The 16,421-nt window shown below is 45.2% G+C and carries 14 protein-coding genes; 9 read left to right on the top strand and 5 right to left on the bottom strand.

Annotated elements, in window-relative coordinates; genetic code table 11:
• Nucleotides 1–29: 29 nt before the first annotated feature.
• The 3 genes from ITG12_RS08395 to ITG12_RS08385 all read left to right on the top strand — a co-directional run bounded on the left by ITG12_RS08395 (nucleotide 30) and on the right by ITG12_RS08385 (nucleotide 1,855).
• Nucleotides 30–362 carry a DUF1904 domain-containing protein gene (locus tag ITG12_RS08395; protein WP_038869523.1) on the top strand — a complete coding sequence of 111 codons (333 nt, stop codon included), beginning with the start codon at nucleotides 30–32 and terminating at the stop codon, nucleotides 360–362.
• 12 nt (nucleotides 363–374) lie between these two features.
• Nucleotides 375–1,211, top strand: coding sequence for a penicillin-insensitive murein endopeptidase (mepA, locus tag ITG12_RS08390; RefSeq protein ID WP_248873956.1), 837 nt, complete (start codon nucleotides 375–377; stop codon nucleotides 1,209–1,211).
• Between the two features lie 335 nt (nucleotides 1,212–1,546).
• Nucleotides 1,547–1,855: a hypothetical protein gene (locus ITG12_RS08385; protein ID WP_009705551.1), complete on the top strand. Its 309-nt coding sequence runs from the start codon at nucleotides 1,547–1,549 to the stop codon at nucleotides 1,853–1,855.
• A 41-nt stretch (nucleotides 1,856–1,896) separates the two neighbouring features.
• Here the strand turns inward: ITG12_RS08385 and ITG12_RS08380 are convergent, their stop codons facing one another.
• From ITG12_RS08380 to rdgC, 3 genes are all read right to left on the bottom strand, one after another.
• Nucleotides 1,897–2,151: a YfhL family 4Fe-4S dicluster ferredoxin gene (locus tag ITG12_RS08380; RefSeq protein WP_005445273.1), complete on the bottom strand. Its 255-nt coding sequence runs from the start codon at nucleotides 2,149–2,151 to the stop codon at nucleotides 1,897–1,899.
• Nucleotides 2,152–2,153: 2 nt separating this feature from the next.
• Nucleotides 2,154–3,554 carry a tRNA 5-hydroxyuridine modification protein YegQ gene (gene yegQ, locus ITG12_RS08375; protein ID WP_039977030.1) on the bottom strand — a complete coding sequence of 467 codons (1,401 nt, stop codon included), beginning with the start codon at nucleotides 3,552–3,554 and terminating at the stop codon, nucleotides 2,154–2,156.
• A 165-nt stretch (nucleotides 3,555–3,719) separates the two neighbouring features.
• Nucleotides 3,720–4,634 carry a recombination-associated protein RdgC gene (gene rdgC, locus ITG12_RS08370; protein WP_248873940.1) on the bottom strand — a complete coding sequence of 305 codons (915 nt, stop codon included), beginning with the start codon at nucleotides 4,632–4,634 and terminating at the stop codon, nucleotides 3,720–3,722.
• A 224-nt stretch (nucleotides 4,635–4,858) separates the two neighbouring features.
• Between rdgC and phoB the strand changes: the two genes are divergently transcribed.
• Genes phoB through ITG12_RS08355 form a run of 3 tightly spaced genes read left to right on the top strand, consistent with a single transcriptional unit; the run spans nucleotide 4,859 to nucleotide 7,852 of the window.
• Complete coding sequence (gene phoB / locus ITG12_RS08365; RefSeq protein WP_038869529.1) at nucleotides 4,859–5,548, top strand: phosphate regulon transcriptional regulator PhoB; 690 nt, start codon at nucleotides 4,859–4,861, stop codon at nucleotides 5,546–5,548.
• A gap of 40 nt (nucleotides 5,549–5,588) precedes the next feature.
• Nucleotides 5,589–6,887, top strand: a complete 1,299-nt coding sequence (gene phoR / locus ITG12_RS08360; RefSeq protein WP_039977028.1) for a phosphate regulon sensor histidine kinase PhoR — start codon at nucleotides 5,589–5,591, stop codon at nucleotides 6,885–6,887.
• A complete protein-coding gene (locus ITG12_RS08355) occupies nucleotides 6,887–7,852 on the top strand; it encodes a phosphate ABC transporter substrate-binding protein PstS family protein (protein WP_029789222.1) in 966 nt (321 codons plus the stop codon). The genes phoR and ITG12_RS08355 overlap by 1 nt, the downstream gene beginning before the upstream one ends.
• 34 nt (nucleotides 7,853–7,886) lie before the next feature.
• On the opposite strand, the gene ppx is transcribed toward ITG12_RS08355, so the two are convergent.
• Together ppx and ppk1 are read right to left on the bottom strand one after the other, a co-directional pair.
• The gene (gene ppx / locus ITG12_RS08350; RefSeq protein WP_248873939.1) at nucleotides 7,887–9,392 is read right to left on the bottom strand and encodes an exopolyphosphatase; all 1,506 of its coding nucleotides are present in this window, start codon (nucleotides 9,390–9,392) and stop codon (nucleotides 7,887–7,889) included.
• Complete coding sequence (ppk1, locus tag ITG12_RS08345) at nucleotides 9,376–11,466, bottom strand: polyphosphate kinase 1 (protein WP_042603100.1); 2,091 nt, start codon at nucleotides 11,464–11,466, stop codon at nucleotides 9,376–9,378. The genes ppx and ppk1 overlap by 17 nt, the downstream gene beginning before the upstream one ends.
• Nucleotides 11,467–11,674: 208 nt before the next feature.
• Between ppk1 and ITG12_RS08340 the strand changes: the two genes are divergently transcribed.
• From ITG12_RS08340 to pstB, 3 genes are read left to right on the top strand one after another with little or no spacing between them, the layout of a single operon-like run.
• Nucleotides 11,675–13,879, top strand: coding sequence for an ABC transporter permease subunit (locus tag ITG12_RS08340; protein WP_248873938.1), 2,205 nt, complete (start codon nucleotides 11,675–11,677; stop codon nucleotides 13,877–13,879).
• A 27-nt stretch (nucleotides 13,880–13,906) separates the two neighbouring features.
• Nucleotides 13,907–15,580 carry a phosphate ABC transporter permease PstA gene (pstA, locus tag ITG12_RS08335; protein ID WP_038878380.1) on the top strand — a complete coding sequence of 558 codons (1,674 nt, stop codon included), beginning with the start codon at nucleotides 13,907–13,909 and terminating at the stop codon, nucleotides 15,578–15,580.
• A gap of 2 nt (nucleotides 15,581–15,582) precedes the next feature.
• Complete coding sequence (gene pstB, locus ITG12_RS08330; RefSeq protein ID WP_005424834.1) at nucleotides 15,583–16,401, top strand: phosphate ABC transporter ATP-binding protein PstB; 819 nt, start codon at nucleotides 15,583–15,585, stop codon at nucleotides 16,399–16,401.
• Nucleotides 16,402–16,421: the final 20 nt, after the last annotated feature.

Raw genomic sequence — 16,421 nt, 5'->3', positions numbered from 1 at the left:
CTGAATTCTAATAATTAGGAAGTTATGTTATGCCACATCTTCGATTTCGCGCAGTAGAGCCTCAAACCGTTCAAGCTTTATCAAAGCCTCTTACTGACGAATTACAGCCATTAATGGAATGTCCTCGTGAAGACTTCACGTTTGAATACATCTACAGTACTTTCTTCAGTGAAGGTGAAGTAAGCAGTGCATATCCTTTTGTTGAAGTTCTGTGGTTTGACCGTGGGCAAGAGACTCAGAATAAAGTGGCTAAAGCGATTACTGAGCAAGTTCGTGGTATTGCCGGTGAAGATATCGATGTTGCGGTAATTTTCTCTGCACTCTCTCCCAAAGGCTACTATGATAATGGTGACCACTATTAAGGAATGAGCGTGATGAAGCCGAGTCTTTCTTTTTGTTTAAGTTTTCTATTCTCAGCTTCTCTTTCTGCTACTCCGTGGGAGCAGGTCTTTGGTCCCACACATAACACATCCTCTTCTATCGGCAGTTATGCGAATGGCTGTTTAGATGGTGCTTCTCCTCTCCCGCTTGATGGTGTTGGTTATCAGGTTTTACGCAGTAAAACGAAGCGTTACTATGGGCATCCTCATACAATAAGCTTTGTTGAAGAGTTAGCGAAAAAAACCAGTAAAGATCTCAACACAACGTTACTTATTGGGGACTTATCCCTAGCTCGTGGTGGACGTTTTTCTTCTGGCCACTCTAGTCATCAAACTGGCCTAGATATTGATATTTGGCTGCGATTGGCCGATGAACCGCTTTCTTATAATGAGCTTCAACTTCCGAAACCCATGAGTGTCGTAGATCTTAAAAAATACAAGATTCTAGAACACCGTTGGGAAGATAGGCACTTTGAACTGATTCGAAGTGCCGCGAAGAGTCAAGATGTTGCTCGTATCTTTGTTCATCCAGTGATTAAAGAGCAGTTATGTAAGCAAGAAGGTGAGAAAGACCGAAATTGGTTACGTAAGGTTCGGCCTTGGTGGGGGCATCATTACCACTTCCACGTGAGATTAACTTGCCCTGAGTCGAGCTCTAATTGTGTTAACCAAGCGCCACCACCTGCAGGAGATGGCTGTGGAGCAGAGTTAGCAAGTTGGAAGCCGAAAGCAACGCCTCCACCTGTGACCAAAAAAACTAAGGTAACGCCTAAACCGAAGAAGAAAAAGATACTGCCAACACAATGTCAGCCGCTCATTACGCAGAAATAAGTGGTGTGTCCTACCAACGAAATACCAAATATGCTTTCTCTGGATCTCTATTATGAAACTGGAGAAAGATCATACTTTTGTCTACAGTGAATAATACCAGTACAAAAACTGACCTTTAGGTTTTTGTGGCATATTATAGAAATCTTATATAAACAAAGAGTTGCATTATTTTAAAATGTTGTGGCAACTCATATTAAGAAAGATCTTTTCGTCGCGATTCTCTGATTTCTTAGCAATATGTCTGTTGGTTGGTGAAAGACAAACGACAACGCAGACAAGTGTATTGAGGTGGGTAAGGAGGCTTTTCCCATCGAGAGTTAATCAAGGATAAAACCATGACTATGATTTGTGCAAAAGAGTTTGCAGAGTGGTTAAGACACAGATTTAGCAGTGATACTAAAGGAGTCTTTTTGACTCGAGAGGATGTTAATCACCTGACTGGGCGCCAACGCCTTGACCCAGGCTTTGTTAATGACGTGCATTACGAGCTGATGCAATATGGAATGGCTTTCGTTACTGATACAAGTAGGGAGAACTTTTATCTGATCCCTGTCTCGCAAGCTGAAAATTGGCGTGAGAGGTTAGAGTATCACTTCGAGAAAGAGCTGTTTTGTAATATCTATCCTATCGAAAAATCGGGTTAAAAAAAGGTTCAACTTTGTCGGCAAAGTTGAACCTCTTTCGATTACGCTAACCCTTGAATAATCACAAACTTCTCTAGCAATTGCTCTTCAGTCTCGACATGATTTGGGTCGGTAATAATGCATTTTGTAATAGGACACACCGACTGACATGTTGGCTTTTCGTAGTGACCTTTACACTCTGTACATAGAGCAGGGTCAATCTCGAAAATACTGTCACCCATAGTAATTGCACCGTTAGGGCATTCTGGGTCACACATGTCGCAGTTGATGCACTTATCGGTAATAAGTAGTGCCATGATTACTTACCAGTTGGGTTACGGGTATCCTGACCTGCATTTAAGTTACGCATCAACAGACCGTATTCTAGATCCATGTCTTCTGGAACTGGGATAAATACGAAGTGGCCGTTACCTTTTGCGTCTTCAATTGATTCTGACTTACGGTTTTCCATCGCTTCTAGCGTAAAGATTACGTTACCTTTTGGCGTCATTAGCTCTAGGCTGTCACCAACGATGAACTTATTCTTAACTTCTACTTCTACCATGTCACCACGGCGCTTACCTGTGAACTCACCAACGAATTGCTGAGCATCTGATACAGAGTAGCCGTAGTCATAGTTTTGGTAGCTGTCGTGAGTGTGGCGACGTAGGAAGCCTTCTGTGTAACCACGGTGAGCTAGGCTCTCCAATGTGCCCATTAGGCTTTCATCGAATGGCTTACCAGCGACCGCATCATCGATTGCTTTACGGTAAACCTGTGCAGTACGAGCACAGTAGTAGAACGACTTAGTACGGCCTTCGATCTTCAATGAATGAACGCCCATCTTAGTTAGGCGTTCAACGTGTTGGATTGCGCGAAGATCTTTCGAGTTCATGATGTAAGTACCATGCTCGTCTTCGAACGCTGCCATTTTTTCTTCAGGGCGATGCGCTTCAGAAAGCAGAACGACTTCATCGGTTGGTTTGCCGCGACCGATGGTTGTTTCAGGACGCTCGTCAGCGACTTCGATTGCTTGCGCTTCCGTTGGGTCAAATTTTTCTACTATATCGCCAGTGTCGTTTTCTTTGCCTTCTTCTACTTTGTATTCCCAACGGCATGCGTTAGTACAAGTACCTTGGTTAGGGTCACGTTTGTTGATGTAACCAGACAGTAGGCAACGACCAGAGTAAGCCATGCATAGGGCACCGTGAACGAAAACTTCTAATTCAGTTTCAGGACAGTGCTCACGAATTTCTTCGATTTCTTCTAGAGAAAGCTCACGAGAAACAATCACACGCTCAACACCGTTAGCAGCCCAGAACTTCACAGTTGCCCAGTTTACTGCGTTCGCCTGTACAGACAGGTGAATTGGCATTTCTGGGAACGCTTCGCGAACCATCATGATAAGACCTGGATCAGACATGATAAGTGCGTCTGGGCCCATTTCTACCACAGGTTTAAGGTCGCGGATGAAAGTTTTAAGCTTAGAGTTGTGCGGTTGGATGTTACATACCACGTAAAGCTTTTTGCCTAGGGCATGCGCTTCGTTGATACCAATTTGTAGGTTTTCGTGGTTGAACTCGTTGTTACGTACGCGAAGGCTGTAGCGAGGTTGGCCTGCGTAAACTGCATCTGCGCCGTAGGCGAATGCGTAACGCATATTTTTAAGGCTACCTGCTGGGGATAGTAGCTCAGGTACGAATACTTTCTCTGTTGTCATTGCTCAATTCTCTTATATCTGATCACAAGTCAGGCCAATTCCACCTCATGGAAATGGGGCGCAAATTTTACGTCAAAATGTGACCTGTGACTAGGAGAATTATGGTTTAGATAAACAAACGCCCTCAAAAAAAGTGAGGGCGTTATGGTTAATCTTTGTACGAAATTAAGCATTAGGGTTTGGCAGACCGCCCAATGCTTCGTATAGATTTGGTAGGAAAGCGCTGAACTCGCCACACATCAGAGAGAAGTCTGCATCGAAGCGAGCTGCTTGATCTTCACGCGGGATATCGTCGTTTTGATCTTTAAGTTCGTCAGAGAACTTCAGACGTTTGATGCCAGAATCTTCTGCCATGATGAATTCGATACGATCTTGCCAGTTCAGTGCTAGCTTAGTCACCACCTTATCCGCTGCGATGTGGTTGCGGATTTCATCAGTTGTCAGTTCTTGCTTCTTACAACGAATCACACCGCCTTCTTCTAGCACAGACTTAAGCTCAGCTTCGTCCATCATAGAAATGCCTTGTGGCGTGTCGCCAGTTTTCACCCATTCAGTCAAGGTCGTTTCAATCGCGACTTCAGGGATTGCAGGCACAACAGGTAGGCTACCCATTGTTTTACGTAATAGTGCCAATACATCTTCTGCTTTTTTATAGCTGCTTGCATCAACAAGGATGAAGCCTTCTTTTGGCATGATAAGCACGTGAGTATGGCTACTGCGGCTAAATGCGCGTGGTAGTAGATCCATCACGATGTCATCTTTGAGGTTGTCCTTCTCTTTCTTCTTGAGTGGGCGACCTTCTTGCGCTTCCATTGCTTCAACTTTGGCATTCAATGAATCTTTGATCACTGATGCAGGAAGCATTTTCTCTTCTTTCTTAGCGCAAACAAGAATGCGGTTTTCAGAAACGTGCGTCATCATGTCGCCGTGTCTGCCCATTGCACTAACCCAACCAAATTTTTGTTTATCTTGGCTGCCACAAGGGGTAAATCGGAACTCGGCTAGTTGAGTTTCTAGTTGATCGGCGTTGAAGCTAACCTCACGGTTAACACGGTATACCAGACAGTTTTTAAACCACATAAATCTTCTCTAGGCTTGATGACAAGGGACTAATCATAGGGAATTTTCCGACTGATGTCCTAATAGAATTGAAAAAGATCATGATGAATCTCAAAAGAAACTTATATGAAAATTTGTTTTCAAAGGTCACAAAAGTGTCATAATTGATGGTAATAATGCTTATGCATAGAGGGGCGCTTGGTCTCTTAAATTCATTAGCTTAACTAACATAAGGTTACTCAATTATGTCTAGAAGGATTCTGGTTGTTGAAGACGAAGCTCCAATTCGCGAAATGTTGTGCTTTGTGCTTGAACAGAAAGGTTATCAAGCAGTAGAAGCAGAAGATTATGATACTGCGGTAACTAAACTGGCTGAACCCTTCCCAGATTTAGTGCTACTAGATTGGATGTTACCTGGTGGTAGTGGCATCAACTTCATCAAACACATGAAGCGTGAAGAGTTAACGCGCAATATTCCTGTCGTAATGCTAACAGCTCGCGGTGAGGAAGAAGACAAGGTTCGTGGCCTTGAAGTTGGTGCAGACGATTACATCACTAAGCCTTTTTCACCAAAAGAGTTAGTGGCTCGCCTTAAAGCGGTTATTCGCCGAGTAACGCCAACAGCGCTTGAAGATGTGATTGATGTACAAGGTCTGAAGTTGGACCCTGTTTCTCACCGCGTGACCGCAAATAATGAAGCGGTTGATATGGGACCAACAGAGTTCAAAATGCTGCACTTCTTTATGACGCACCAAGAGCGCGTTTACAGTCGTGAACAACTGCTAAATAACGTTTGGGGCACCAACGTGTATGTTGAAGACCGTACCGTTGACGTACACATTCGTCGCTTGCGTAAAGCACTTGAAGCGGCAGGTCACGACAAACTCATCCAAACCGTTCGTGGTGCAGGTTACCGTTTCTCGACGAAGGCATAACATCGCTAGCAGCTTATCAATACCATTTCTGGAGTAATGAGTGGTTGAAAGATTAACTTGGAAAAAGCTGGCCTGGGAGCTGGCTTTTTTTTACACCCCTTGGGTGATCATAGGATGGATATTCGGTTATATGCCGTGGTTGCTTCTGGCGGCCACGGCTTTGCAGCTTGTTTGGCATCTGCATAATCAGGTTCGCTTATCGGCTTGGTTATGGGATGAAAAGCGTCTGACCCCACCATCAGGTAGTGGTAACTGGGAATCTTTGTTTAACGGTTTATACCGCTTACAACAACGTCAGCGTCGAAAACGTAAAGAGCTCACCAATTTAATTCGCCGTTTCCGTAATGGTGCTGAATCGCTACCGGATGCGGTAGTGGTTTTTCGTGCTGAAGGCAATATTGTGTGGTGTAACAAGCTTGCTCAGCACCTTTTAGGATTCCACTGGCCAGAAGATTCTGGACAGCCTATTTCTAATCTCATCCGTACTCCTGATTTTATCAAGTACATCAACAAGCAAGATTTCTCTGAGCCGCTAGAAATGCGCTCGCCGCTCAACGTCGAACGTATGTTGGAATTGCGTATCGTGCCTTACACCGAAGGCGAACATTTGATGGTGGTACGTGATGTGAGCCAGCTTAAACAGCTTGAAGGTATGCGCCGTAACTTTTTCGCTAACGTATCTCATGAACTGCGTACCCCTATGACGGTACTGCAAGGCTATTTAGAGATGACGGAAGATCCAGACATGATCGTTGGTCCAATGTGGAGTAAAGCACATGGTGTAATGACCGAGCAGCTAAACCGAATGAACAGTTTGGTGAACCAGTTATTAACGCTGTCTAAGATCGAAGCGGCGCCAATGCATGAGCTAGAAGACGTTGTGAACGTACCAAGTATGTTAGAAGTGCTTGAGAAAGAAGCGGTCAGTTTGAGTGGTGATGATCAGCACCAGTTGACTTTCGATGTTGATTCTAGCTTACGTGTCCTTGGTGATGATGACCAGTTACGCAGTGCTATCTCCAACTTGGTTTACAACGCGGTGAAGTACACCCCTCCAGGTGCTCACGTTAATGTCCGTTGGTATCAAACCGCACAAGGTGCTTGTCTAGAGGTTGAAGACAGCGGTGATGGTATTGAGCCACAACACTTACATCGATTGACCGAACGTTTCTATCGCGTGGATAAAGCACGCTCTCGTGATACGGGGGGCAGTGGTCTCGGTTTGGCCATCGTGAAGCACGCATTGAGCCACCATGACTCTCACCTCGAAATCTACAGTGAAGTTGGTGTCGGCAGTAAGTTCTCCTTCATCCTACCAAGTCGTTTGGTGGTGAAGTAATGAGTGTTGTATCCAAAGCTATCAAGAAAATCACTCTCGCCACGTTGATGCTTTCCTGCGTGGCTGTTGCACAAGATAAACCGCTGCCGAATTATCAAAAGACGACTGGTATAGCGGGCAACTTATTGTCTGTCGGCTCGGATACGCTAGCGGGCATGACCACGCTTTGGGTGGAAGAGTTTAAATCTATCTACCCGAATATTAATGCTCAGGTGCAAGCTTCTGGCTCATCGACTGCGCCGCCGGCGTTAACAGAACAAACTGCTCAATTCGGTCCAATGAGTCGCTCAATGCGTATGCGTGAGATCGAAGCATTTGAGCGGGTGCATGGTTACAAGCCAACGGCGCTTCGTGTTGCGATTGATGCGATTGGTATTTTTGTACATCAAGATAACCCGATCAAAGGGCTTAATTTCCATCAGCTGGATGCGATGTTCTCCGCGACTTTACGCTGTGGCGAAAGTGAGTTCATCACCAACTGGCGTGAGTTAGGCATCAAAGCCGAGTGGGCGAAACGTAACTTGCAACTGTTTGGTCGTAACTCAGTATCGGGTACGTACGGTTATTTTAAAAGCAATGCCTTGTGTGGCGGTGATTTTAAAACTCGTGTGAACGAGCAACCGGGATCTGCATCAGTGGTGCAGTCTGTTGCATCTACGATTAGTGGTGTAGGTTATTCAGGCGTAGGCTATCGCGTGGCGGGTGTTCGTTTAGTCCCAATTGCGAAAACAGGCACAGATTACGTTAGCCCTGTGCGTGAAAATATCATCTCAGGTAAGTACCCACTATCACGTTACCTCTATGTATACGTGAATAAACATCCTGATTACCCGCTAAGCCCAATTGAAGCTGAGTTCATTCGCTTTATGTTCTCTGCCCAAGGGCAAGCGCTGGTTGCGAAAGATGGTTATGTTCCGATTACTGCCGATTTCGCTGCAGAGGAATTAAAAAAGGTCGGTTTATAAGCCGACCTTTTTCTTTATCTCATTGAGTTCGTGGTTAGAAGTTCAATGCCCATCCTGCGCTTTCCCAACGTTGCTGTTCTTCCTGCAAATCAGCACCGAGCAGTTTGTTACTCTCCAACCAATCTTCTTCTACGCAGGTAAGTACCCACTTATCTTCTTGTATCGATAGTGTCAGCTCAGGCAGCGGATCATCATTGCGTTGACCGTTGACCACAATGGCTAGACGCAGAACCTTAATTAAGTTGATGATGTCACTCTCTTTGTAGAGATTGAACTCTGGGAACTCATTAAGCTTGAGGGATTTACGTTGGAAGCGAGCTAAAGTCGCCAATACCAATTGCTGTTCGCGGTTAAAGCCGGGTAAGTTGGAGTGCAGCAGAATGTAGAATGAGTGACGATGGAAACCGCGCAGACTGATGCTCAAGCCGACTTCATGCAGCAAAGCAGCCCATTCTAGTAAATCAAACAGCTCACTCTTCTTCTTGATACCAAGTTCAGAACGAACATTGCACAGCATCTCTCTTGCATGACCTTTTATGCGCGCTGCGTGTTCGATATCAACGCGATGTTGTTTTGCTAGATTTTCTGTGGTGCGCATACGAATATCAGAACGGGCGAAGCGTTCTTCCATCTCGTAAAGCAGACCTTCACGTAATGCGCCATCAGAGAAGAACATCTGGTTGATTTTTAGTGATTGGAAGATGGCAGACAAAATGGCTACACCAGCGGCAAAGACTGGCTTGCGTTCATCGGTCAGACCAACAAGCTCGATATCATCAATGGACTCAAATTCGCACAATGTGTCGATGAGCTTACCCAAACGCTTGTTGGTGATCAGCCCATCTTCATGACCCAATCCAATCAAGACTTCGCGAATCGCTTTAATAGTACCTGAAGAGCCGAGGGCAATATCCCAGCCTTTCTTGCGGTATTTTGCAGCAATGGACTCCATGCGTTGCTCTGCGGCGAGAATCGCTTTGCTGAAGTTCTTCCGCGACAGTTTGCCGTTATTGAAGAACTGCTCGGTAAAGCTTACACAACCCATTTGCTTGCTGTTCAGAAGCTCTGGGTCAAACTCTTGACCAATGATCATCTCAGTACTGCCGCCACCGATGTCGACGACCAGTTTGGAGTTAGATTCCGCTTGAGTATGTGCGACGCCGAGATAGATGAGGCGAGCTTCTTCTTCGCCCGGAATAATTTCAATTGGAAAAGGCAGCACCTCTTTGGCTCGTTGGATAAAGAGATGGGCGTTGTTAGCACGCCTTAAAGTGTGGGTGGCTGCAATTCTTACGTTTGAAGCTTCAAAGCCTTGCAAGCGTTCGGCGAACATCGCGAGGCACTCAAGACCTCGTTCCATTGCTGCATGGCTAAGATTGAGCTCTGAATCGAGTCCGGCAGCTAACCGTACGCGTTGTTTATGGCGACTGACAAGTTGAAGATCACTACCGACAACTTTCGCTACCACCATATGGAAACTGTTTGACCCGAGGTCAATTGCAGCGATATGGCGTACATCTTGTTCAAGTATTTGAGGCATCGGTTTTTTGTTTTCTTATTTGCTTCTCTATATTTTTAAGATAGTCGTAGATGGCAACTTGTGAGCGAACTTTTTTACGATTACCTCGCGGTACGTAGCTGTTACTCATCTCTTTATCTATCAGGCGAGCTTTTACTGTATCGGTAAAGTGAATGTTAGTTATATCAATAATCCTCTGTTTCAAACGTGGATCACGGACGGGGGCTGCAACTTCAATTCGATGATCGATATTTCGAGTCATCCAGTCCGCTGAGGAGATGTACACCTGTGGTTCGCCGTCATTGTGAGTAATTACAACGCGAGGATGCTCTAGGAAGCGATCGACGATACTGATGATCTGAATGTTCTCGCTCACCCCTTCAATGCCTGGGACCAATGAGCACATACCACGAATGATCATCTTGATTTTTACTCCAGCATTACTCGCGCCGTAGAGTTTATTGACGATGCCTTTATCGACGAGGTTATTGACCTTGATGGTCAGTGCTGCTTTTTTTCCTGATTTGGCATTGGCAATTTCGTTGTCAATTAAGCGATATAATTGTGTTCGTGAGTTTCGTGGAGAGACAATCAAATGATTGAACTTCACCGGACGGTATGGATTTTCGATATAGCCAAATACATTTCGTACCTCATCGGTGAGTTCTTGATCGGCGGTCAGCAAGGTAAGGTCCGTGTACACTTGTGCTGTTTTCTCGTGAAAGTTCCCAGTACCAATGTGAGCGTAGCGAACAATCTCTCCGTCTTCACGACGGCTTATTAGCAGTAACTTGGAGTGAATCTTAAGACCAGGGGCGCCGAAGACGACATGTACACCAGCCTCCGTTAGTATTTTGGACCACTCGATATTCGCTTCTTCATCGAAGCGAGCTTGCAGCTCCACAACAACGGTGACTCCCTTGCCATTATGTACAGCATCGATCAACGAGTTCATCAAACGCGAGTCTTTGGCGACGCGGTAGATGTTGATCTTGATGCTTAGGACTTTAGGATCGAACGAGGCTTGTCGAACCAATTCTGAAATATGATCAAAGGTATGATAAGGGTAGTGCAGCAGTATATCGTTGGCTTTGATGGCTTCAAAACTGTTTGCGTAGCCCTCAAAGTCTGCACACTTCATTGGCGGCATCGGTTTGTTTTCTAAATAATCTCGGCCAACGTTAGGAAAACCAATAAAGTCTTTGAAATTATGATAGCGCCCACCAGGGATGAGGTTGTCGTAATTAGAAATCTGTAGTTTTTTGCATAAAAAATCGAGCATCTTTTGCGGCATATCTCGCTCATATACAAAGCGTACAGGTAAGGCGGTAAGACGTTGATTCACCCCTTCAGACATTTGTTCAAGCAGGCTAAACTCAACCTCGTAACGCAAGTCGTACTCAGCATCACGGGTCATTTTCATCGCATAGCCGTTAAGAGCATCGTATTCGAAAAAGCCTTTAAAAAGTTCATCAAGGCAATAGCGAATAATGTTGTCGAGTAAAATGATCGTTTTACGTCGCTTGCCTTTTTTTTCAGGCAACATAACAAAGCGAGGTAAGTGATCGGTTGGGATCTCAATTAAAGCGTATTGGGATTGATCACCTTTTTGCAGATCGACCGTAATGTAAGCGTATTCGTCTTTAAGAAACTGCAGAACATCAATATCTTCTTTAATAAGAAGAGGGGTAATGTGCGGCATGACTTCTTTACGAAAATACTTGGTTACCCAACGTTTTTGTGTGTCATCTAATTGGTGCTCATTAACTAAAAAAATCCGACGTCGTGCCATTTCACGTATTAATTCACTGTATAATTCATCGAATTGTTCGTTTAGCTTCAACGCTTTGGTTTGCATCTTTGTTAACAAGTGCTTAGAGTTGTCGCTTCCACCGCGTTCTTGGCTGATCAAGATCCGACGTTTTACATCCGCAAAGCGTACTTTATAGAATTCATCTAAGTTATTGGAAAATATCCCGAGAAATCGAATTCGTTCAATGAGAGGGACGGTTTTGTCGGCAGCTTCTTGTAGTACTCGTTCGTTGAAAGATAACCAACTAAGTTCTTTTTCTATATAGAGTTTTTCTGCGCTCATAACCTTACCTAGCCTAAAAAAGAGTGAATCCGCACTCATCGAGGGATAAAAGAAGAGTGTGAACATTATGAGTTTTTCATTACAGATTTATTTCATACTACGGCATGCATAAGAGTTGTATTCTTTTCAGTCGTTTAATGTGATCTGTAATATAATTGTCATCTTAACGACATATTCTAGTACTAAGTCAAAAAGGGTAGAGAGATCAATGGCACAAGCCGAGTTTTCATTGCAGGAAAAAGATAAGAAGCGATTGATCAAAGATCGTTTAGTTCGATTTGCAGTGACATCCGGTGGTGTAGGCGTGTTAGCCGCCCTTGTTTTGATCTTTGTTTACCTTGCAATGGTGATCATCCCTCTATTTTCTGATGCAGAGATCGAAACCAATTATGCCTCTAGAGCAACCCAAAGTGGGAAACCTCTCGCAATTTCAGTCGATGACTATTCTCAAATTGGACTGGTGTTAACCCAGTCGGGGGAGGTTCGTTTCTTATCGCTGGATCACCCGAGTAAGCCAGCTTTATACACACAGCAAATGGCTCGCAACCCTGTTGCGTTTGCTCAATCTGCCCCTGGTTTAGGTTGGTATGGATTAGTTGATGAAAATGGTTTCGCTCACCTTTTTAAGCCAGAATTTAATGCGACACTAAGAGAAAATACCCGTCCACCGGAGGTCATTCCTTTTCATTCTGGCATGGGTATGCAGCTAACAAATGCAAGCGATCCGGTAACACAGTTTGCTTTTAGTGCTTCGACCCAAACCCCAACGTTAGTATGGCAGACTCAGACAGGAGTGCTTAAAGCTCGCTGGCAAGAGCCACAGCTATTAGACGCACCACCGATCACCATTGATTACACTTTTTCATCAGGTTTTGATTCGCCCGATCAAATGTTACTAACACCTGACGGAAAGAACTTGTACCTGCGTAATGGCTCCGAGCTGATTGTGTTAGTGAAAGGAGAAGGTAAGTTCTCTGTGCGTGAGGTCATCGATCTTACTCAAGGTGATACTAAACATTCGGTGAGAACCATTGACTTATTAGCTGGCGCTTATTCCATCTTGGTTACTCATAACGATGGTCACGTTTCTCAATGGTTTGATACCCTACAAGGTGATCAACGCACCTTGACGCACATTCGTGAATTCAAGTTGGCATCGGAGCTTAAGTACTTGTTGCCGGATTCCCACCGTAAAGGTTTTTACAGCTTCTACACAAACGGAACGTTGCAGAGCCATTACACCACCAGCGAGAAACTGGTGCTGTTTAAGCGTGCATACAAGCTGGCACCCGTGATGGCGGGAATGTCGAATAACGAGCGTTATCTAATTACTTGGCAAAATGACGAGTTAAATGTGGCGTTCGTTGATAACCCATACCCAGAAGTATCGTTGTCATCTTTATGGCAAAAAGTGTGGTATGAAGGTTACCCTGAGCCAGAGTTTGTATGGCAATCGACCTCGGCCAGTGATGATTTCGAAGCGAAATTCAGCTTGGTTCCTATTGCGTTTGGGACCATTAAAGCGGCGATGTTCGCGATGTTATTCTCGGTACCTTTGGCGGTACTAGGAGCGATTTATACGGCTTATTTTATGTCGCCTCGAATGCGTCGTGTGGTAAAGCCTTCAATTGAGTTAATGGAAGCTTTGCCGACGGTTATCATTGGTTTCCTTGCCGGGCTTTGGTTCGCTCCGATTGTGGAAGACCACCTGATTACCGTTGTGGTGATGCTGTTTGTTTTGCCTTTGAGCACCATGGTGATGGGCGGACTATGGGCGCTGATCCCACAACCAATACGTAACCGCCTGCCAAACGGATGGCATGCTTTGGTGTTAATGCCTTTGATTTTGCTGTTGATTGGTTTAGGTGTGTGGGTATCGCCAATGCTTGAGCAAGCCTTCTTTGGTGGTGACATGCGTTTGTTCCTGACTGATCATGGTATTGGCTTTGACCAACGTAACGCGCTGGTGGTTGGCTTAGCGATGGGCTTTGCGGTTATCCCTACGATTTTCACCATTGCAGAAGATGCAATTTTCTCAGTGCCGAAGCACCTATCGGATGGCTCATTAGCTCTGGGAGCCACGCCATGGCAAACCTTGATTTATGTCGTCCTGCTGACAGCCAGTCCGGGGATTTTCTCGGCAATCATGATGGGGCTTGGTCGCGCTGTGGGGGAGACCATGATTGTGTTAATGGCGACGGGCAATACACCATTAATGGATTGGAACGTGCTAGAAGGCTTACGTAGCTTGTCGGCAACCATTGCGGTTGAATTGCCAGAGTCGGAAGTGGGCAGTTCTCACTACCGATTATTGTTCCTATCAGCATTAATTTTGTTTGTCTTCACCTTTGCGGTGAATGCATTGGCGGAATGGGTTCGTCAAAGGCTGAGAGATAAATATCGTGCGTTGTAATCAGTTAATGAAAGAGCGAGTAATAGCGTGTTAAATTGGATTCGTTCTGGCGCACCTTGGATATGGTTAACTGGGGGAGCGGTAAGCATCAGCTTGCTTTCTGTCCTTGGTTTATTGCTGTTGATTGGTTGGAAGGGACTCACATACTTCTGGCCCGCGCCACTTTATCAATGGAATGTTGCTGCGCTGACTCCTGTGCAGGGCGAAGTGTTGCATGAAAACTCGACTCTTGTTGGTCAAGTTTACGAGCGCAGTTTTGTACCAAGAAGTTACCTACCAGAAGATGCGGCGAATAAACTCGAGGATGATGAAGAATTCGCGACGCGCTTAAACATCAAAATTGCTAACCGTGAATTGTATCCATCAGATTTTATTTCTGTGCTGAAAATACAGTTGGATGATCCGACGACGCCGAGTGAATGGGCAGTGATCGAACGCAGCAGTGGTGGCTACTTCTTCGGTAAATTTGTAGCCTTCCAAGACGGGGAAAAACGCTACGAAAACAACATCCAAACGCTTTTGGATCAGAAGCTCGATGATGCAGAAACCTTACATCATGAAATTGATATGTTGGTGGATGATCAAGTAAAAGACTTGGGGTGGCAGTTAGAGCAGCTTCGCTTAGATAAACGCAAGCACGAGCTCAACGACACCATCACGGACGAGTTTTTGGTGAACAATAGCCAACGAAAAGCCGAAATTGAAGCGGAACTCGCGAAGCTAGATACTCAGCTTGATGGGTTACGTTTAGGCTTCTCTGATTATTCTCTCATTGTCGAAGACATGACTGGAACTCAGGTTGCGATTCCGTTAGAAGATATTTTGGACTACTGGTATCCAAACCAAATGTCATTACCTGAGAAGGTTGCCCATTGGGGGAAACAGGTTTGGAAGTTTTTATCCGAAGACCCTCGCGAATCGAACTCTGAAGGTGGTGTTTTTCCGGCAATTTTCGGGACGGTTTTCTTGGTTATCATCATGTCTATCATCGTGATGCCATTGGGCGTAGTTGCGGCGATTTACTTACATGAGTATGCCAAGAACAATGCTCTTACTCGCGTGATTCGTATTGCAGTTATTAATCTTGCTGGTGTTCCTTCGATCGTTTACGGCGTGTTTGGTTTAGGCTTTTTTGTTTACACTATTGGCGCCTCTATCGATAACCTGTTTTACGCCGAGCGATTACCCGCTCCAACCTTTGGCACGCCTGGCTTATTGTGGTCAGCACTGACTCTGGCTGTCTTGACGTTACCGGTAGTGATTGTCACCACGGAAGAAGGCTTAACCCGTATTCCTAGCTCTGTTCGTCATGGATCGTTGGCGTTGGGCGCAACGCAGTTCGAAACGTTGTGGCGTGTGGTATTGCCTATGGCAACCCCTGCGATCATTACAGGTTTAATTCTCGCAATTGCCCGAGCTGCGGGGGAAGTGGCACCATTGATGCTGGTGGGCGTTGTGAAGTTAGCTTCTAGCTTGCCAGTGGATGGGCAATTCCCTTATGTGCACTTGGACAGAAAGTTTATGCACCTAGGCTTCCACATTTACGATGTTGGCTTCCAGACTTCGAATATCGAAGCTGCGCGTCCGCTGGTTTACGCGACTTCTTTCTTACTCGTGACGGTTATTGTCGGACTAAACTTAACAGCAATCAGCATTCGTAATAATCTGCGAGAGAAATACAGAACTTTAGGACAAGATTAAGTATGTTTAACTTTGATAATACATTGGGTTACGAGCCACCATTGGATGTGCATAACCTGACGGATGAACAAACGGCTATCTCGATTGAGAACCTTAATCTTTTCTATGGTCAGGCTCAGGCGCTACATGATATCTCCATGCGCATTCCGAAAGGGCGCGTAACGGCGTTCATCGGTCCGTCAGGTTGTGGTAAATCCACACTGCTGCGCTGTATCAACCGAATGAACGACTTAGTTGAAGGTTGTAAAGTGACGGGTAAAGTACGTCTGCATGGTAAGAACGTCTACAACCCAAGTGTGGATGTCGCCACGCTGCGTCGCCGAGTTGGCATGGTATTCCAGCGCCCAAACCCATTCCCTAAGTCGATTTACGAAAACGTGGTTTATGGCCTTCGTCTGCAAGGTGTGAAGAACAGTCGCATGTTGGATGATGCGGTCGAGCGTTCACTACGCTCTGCGGCATTATGGGACGAAGTAAAAGACCGTCTGCATGAAAACGCATTTGGACTTTCTGGCGGCCAACAACAGCGTTTGGTGATTGCTCGTGCCGTCGCTATCGAACCTGAAGTTCTATTATTGGATGAACCGACATCGGCATTGGACCCAATATCAACTTTAACTATTGAAGAGCTTATCAATGAGCTCAAGACTCAATATACTGTAGTTATCGTTACCCATAACATGCAACAAGCGGCGCGTGTCAGTGATCACACTGCATTTATCCATATGGGTAAGTTGATTGAATACTCGGATGCGGATTCGATCTTCACTTCTCCAATGAAGAAACAAACCGAAGATTACATCACCGGTCGTTACGGTTAAGTTACGATCTCTTAAGGATT

It is taken from the genome of Vibrio sp. ED002, from assembly GCF_023277445.1.
GTDB lineage: Bacteria > Pseudomonadota > Gammaproteobacteria > Enterobacterales > Vibrionaceae > Vibrio > Vibrio jasicida.
The sequence above is the reverse complement of the archived record's forward strand: the minus strand, read 5'-3'. Positions and strand labels throughout refer to the sequence as shown.

What these genes read in the sequence shown, in the direction of transcription:
- ITG12_RS08385 (WP_009705551.1), top strand. Translation starts at nt 1,547, where the DNA reads ATGACTATGATTTGTGCAAAAGAGTTTGCAGAGTGGTTAAGACACAGA.
- ITG12_RS08395 (WP_038869523.1), top strand. Translation starts at nt 30, where the DNA reads ATGCCACATCTTCGATTTCGCGCAGTAGAGCCTCAAACCGTTCAAGCT.
- rdgC (WP_248873940.1), bottom strand. Translation starts at nt 4,634, where the DNA reads ATGTGGTTTAAAAACTGTCTGGTATACCGTGTTAACCGTGAGGTTAGC.
- mepA (WP_248873956.1), top strand. Translation starts at nt 375, where the DNA reads ATGAAGCCGAGTCTTTCTTTTTGTTTAAGTTTTCTATTCTCAGCTTCT.
- ITG12_RS08340 (WP_248873938.1), top strand. Translation starts at nt 11,675, where the DNA reads ATGGCACAAGCCGAGTTTTCATTGCAGGAAAAAGATAAGAAGCGATTG.
- ITG12_RS08380 (WP_005445273.1), bottom strand. Translation starts at nt 2,151, where the DNA reads ATGGCACTACTTATTACCGATAAGTGCATCAACTGCGACATGTGTGAC.
- phoB (WP_038869529.1), top strand. Translation starts at nt 4,859, where the DNA reads ATGTCTAGAAGGATTCTGGTTGTTGAAGACGAAGCTCCAATTCGCGAA.
- ITG12_RS08355 (WP_029789222.1), top strand. Translation starts at nt 6,887, where the DNA reads ATGAGTGTTGTATCCAAAGCTATCAAGAAAATCACTCTCGCCACGTTG.
- ppx (WP_248873939.1), bottom strand. Translation starts at nt 9,392, where the DNA reads ATGCCTCAAATACTTGAACAAGATGTACGCCATATCGCTGCAATTGAC.
- yegQ (WP_039977030.1), bottom strand. Translation starts at nt 3,554, where the DNA reads ATGACAACAGAGAAAGTATTCGTACCTGAGCTACTATCCCCAGCAGGT.
- ppk1 (WP_042603100.1), bottom strand. Translation starts at nt 11,466, where the DNA reads ATGAGCGCAGAAAAACTCTATATAGAAAAAGAACTTAGTTGGTTATCT.
- pstB (WP_005424834.1), top strand. Translation starts at nt 15,583, where the DNA reads ATGTTTAACTTTGATAATACATTGGGTTACGAGCCACCATTGGATGTG.